Genomic DNA, 3,161 nt, shown 5'->3' on the forward strand with positions numbered 1-3,161 from the left:
TGCCAGTAGAGCATCCGTCGTTGAAATAGCCCAGGCGTTAAGTCAATCAGTTCACCGCTGGCCAGCTCTTTCTCGATTTGCAGGTGCGGGATCATACAGCAGGTGGTGCCCTGGCGCGCCAGCTGCACGAAAGCTTCCGACGAGTTGACGATGTGGCAGGGGACGCTGCCCGGCGGCAGGTCGAAGTTTTGCTGCAGGAACGCCTGATGCATATCGTCCAGATGGTCGAAGGCGACGACTGGCGCCTTAAGCAGCGCCGAACGCGTCACGCCATTCGGGAAATAGCGTTGCGCAAACTCTTTTGATGCGACAAACAGGTAATCGAGCGCCCCCAGCTGATCCACCAGGCAGCTTGGCAGCGCCTGCGGCTGGATACTCACTGCGCCCACTACTTCGCCACGGCGCAGGCGCTCCTGGGTGCGGGTTTCATCTTCCACCTGCAGGTTGAGACGAATAGGGGAGTCTGACAGAACGTTGGCCAGCGCCGGCAGCAGCCAGGTCGCCAGACTGTCGGCGTTCACCGCCAGCGACAGCAGCAGCGGCGTCGAGCCGGTTTGTTCATCGCCCAGCCACTCTTCCTCCAGCAGTTCAACCTGGCGCAACAGAGCCAGCAGTTTCTGTCCTTGCTCGGTGGGGCGCGGCGGCACGGTACGCACCAGCAGCGGCTGGCCGAACATATTTTCCAGCTGCTTAATACGCTGTGAGACGGCGGACTGGGTAATACATAGCTTCTGCGCGGCGCGCTCAAATCCTCGTTCCCTAATCACCGCATCCAGCGCTTGTAGTGTCCTGTAGTCCGGTCGTTTCATTATTCTGGCGTGCCCCCATAACTAATCGTTATCTCGCACTATGACATAAATTTTTATTTGATACAGACGAAATTGGTCTGTTCAGTTGTGTGATCTGCATCGCAGGGACATTTCCACTGTCGATGTTCTATAATGCGCCACAGGCATTCACATCTCGGACCAGAATTATGACGCAGGATGAACTGAAAAAAGCGGTAGGTTGGGCAGCACTGCAATATGTACAGCCAGGGACTATTGTCGGCGTAGGCACCGGCTCGACGGCGGCCCATTTTATTGACGCGCTGGGCACCATGAAGGGGCAGATCGAAGGGGCGGTTTCCAGCTCCGACGCCTCCACCGAGAAGCTGAAAAGCCTCGGGATCACCGTCTTCGATCTTAACAGCGTCGATCGCCTGGGGATCTATGTTGACGGCGCGGATGAGATCAACGGCCATATGCAGATGATCAAAGGCGGCGGCGCGGCGCTGACCCGTGAAAAGATCATCGCCTCGGTCGCGGATAAGTTTATCTGCATCGCCGACGCCTCCAAGCAGGTCGATATTCTGGGCAAGTTCCCGCTGCCGGTGGAAGTCATTCCGATGGCGCGCAGCGCCGTGGCGCGTCAGCTGGTCAAGCTGGGCGGCCGTCCAGAGTACCGTCAGGGCGTGGTGACCGATAACGGCAACGTGATCCTTGACGTGCACGGACTGGAAATTCTCGATGCGATCGCGCTGGAAAACGCGATCAACGGTATTCCTGGCGTTGTCACCGTGGGGCTGTTCGCCAACCGTGGCGCCGACGTGGCGCTGATTGGTACTGCCGACGGCGTGAAGACCATCGTAAAATAGTCTGTCCGCAGGGAGCCGACCGGCTCCCTCGCAAATATTTTTTCATCAGATGCAATTTGGTGACTTCTGTCACATTTATGCAACCATTCTGATTTACACGCTACCATTTCTTCTCTTTCTGGTGTTTTGTCCTGCGATTTCCCTCTGGATGACATTTCTTCAGGATGGCGACGCAAACGTTCATATTGCCGCGATAGTTTTTTTTGATATGTTGCTGAGACGAACTTTCGTTCAGCACGACATCAGTTAAGACAAAACAGGACGGGGAAATGGCTAAGGTATCACTGGAAAAAGACAAGATTAAATTTCTGCTGGTTGAAGGTGTGCATCAAAAGGCAATCGATAGCCTTCGCGCAGCGGGTTACACCAACATTGAATTTCATAAAGGCGCACTGGATTCAGAACAGCTGAAAGCGTCGATCCGTGATGCCCATTTCATCGGCCTGCGTTCCCGTACCCATCTGACTGAAGAGATTTTCGCCGCAGCGGAAAAACTGGTTGCCGTCGGTTGCTTCTGCATCGGGACCAACCAGGTCGATCTGAACGCCGCTGCGAAGCGCGGTATTCCGGTGTTTAACGCGCCGTTCTCTAACACCCGCTCGGTGGCCGAGTTGGTGATCGGCGAACTGCTGCTGATGCTGCGCGGCGTGCCGGAAGCCAACGCCAAAGCGCACCGCGGGGTGTGGAACAAGCAGGCGGTCGGCAGCTTCGAAGCGCGTGGTAAAAAGCTGGGCATCATCGGTTACGGCCACATCGGTACCCAGCTTGGCATTCTGGCGGAATCGCTGGGAATGCACGTCTTCTTCTATGATATTGAAAACAAACTGCCGCTCGGCAACGCCACTCAGGTACAGCATCTCTCCGACCTGCTGAACATGAGCGATGTGGTCAGCCTGCACGTGCCGGAAAACGCCTCTACCAAAAATATGATGGGTGCGGAAGAACTGGCGCTGATGAAGCCGGGCGCGCTGCTGATCAACGCCTCCCGCGGTACCGTGGTGGACATTCCGGCGCTATGCGATGCGCTGGCCAGTAAGCATCTGGCCGGGGCGGCTATCGACGTCTTCCCGACTGAACCTGCGACCAACAGCGACCCCTTCACTTCGCCGCTGTGCGAGTTTGATAACGTGATCCTCACACCGCATATCGGTGGCTCCACTCAGGAAGCGCAGGAGAACATCGGTCTGGAAGTAGCTGGCAAGCTGGCGAAATACTCTGACAACGGGTCAACCCTGTCGGCAGTTAACTTCCCGGAAGTTTCTCTACCGCTGCACGGCGGCCGTCGTCTGCTGCATATCCATGAGAACCGGCCGGGCGTCCTGACCGCAATCAACCAAATCTTCGCCGCGCAGAGCATCAACATTGCCGCCCAGTATCTGCAAACGTCGCCGCAGATGGGCTACGTGGTGATTGATATTGAAGCGGAAGAAGATGTTGCCCAGCAGGCGCTGCAGGCAATGAAAGCGATCCCGGGGACTATCCGCGCCCGTCTGCTGTTCTAATCATTTTTGCCTCTCGGGGCGGG

Annotated in this window: 3 protein-coding genes; 2 read left to right on the plus strand and 1 reads right to left on the minus strand. The window is 56.7% G+C overall.

The genetic code is table 11. The annotated features are described in order from the left end of the window. A partial coding sequence (argP, locus tag HMPREF9538_RS05690; RefSeq protein WP_009485979.1) for a DNA-binding transcriptional regulator ArgP occupies positions 1–809 on the minus strand: 809 nt, incomplete at its 3' end. 167 nt (positions 810–976) lie between these two features. Between argP and rpiA the strand changes: the two genes are divergently transcribed. Together rpiA and serA are read left to right on the plus strand one after the other, a co-directional pair. Then, the gene (gene rpiA / locus HMPREF9538_RS05685) at positions 977–1,636 is read left to right on the plus strand and encodes a ribose-5-phosphate isomerase RpiA (protein ID WP_002916495.1); all 660 of its coding nucleotides are present in this window, start codon (positions 977–979) and stop codon (positions 1,634–1,636) included. A 269-nt stretch (positions 1,637–1,905) separates the two neighbouring features. Then, positions 1,906–3,138 carry a phosphoglycerate dehydrogenase gene (serA, locus tag HMPREF9538_RS05680; protein WP_002916493.1) on the plus strand — a complete coding sequence of 411 codons (1,233 nt, stop codon included), beginning with the start codon at positions 1,906–1,908 and terminating at the stop codon, positions 3,136–3,138. Positions 3,139–3,161: the final 23 nt, after the last annotated feature.

The organism is Klebsiella sp. MS 92-3 (assembly GCF_000195655.1).
Classification (GTDB): domain Bacteria; phylum Pseudomonadota; class Gammaproteobacteria; order Enterobacterales; family Enterobacteriaceae; genus Klebsiella; species Klebsiella pneumoniae.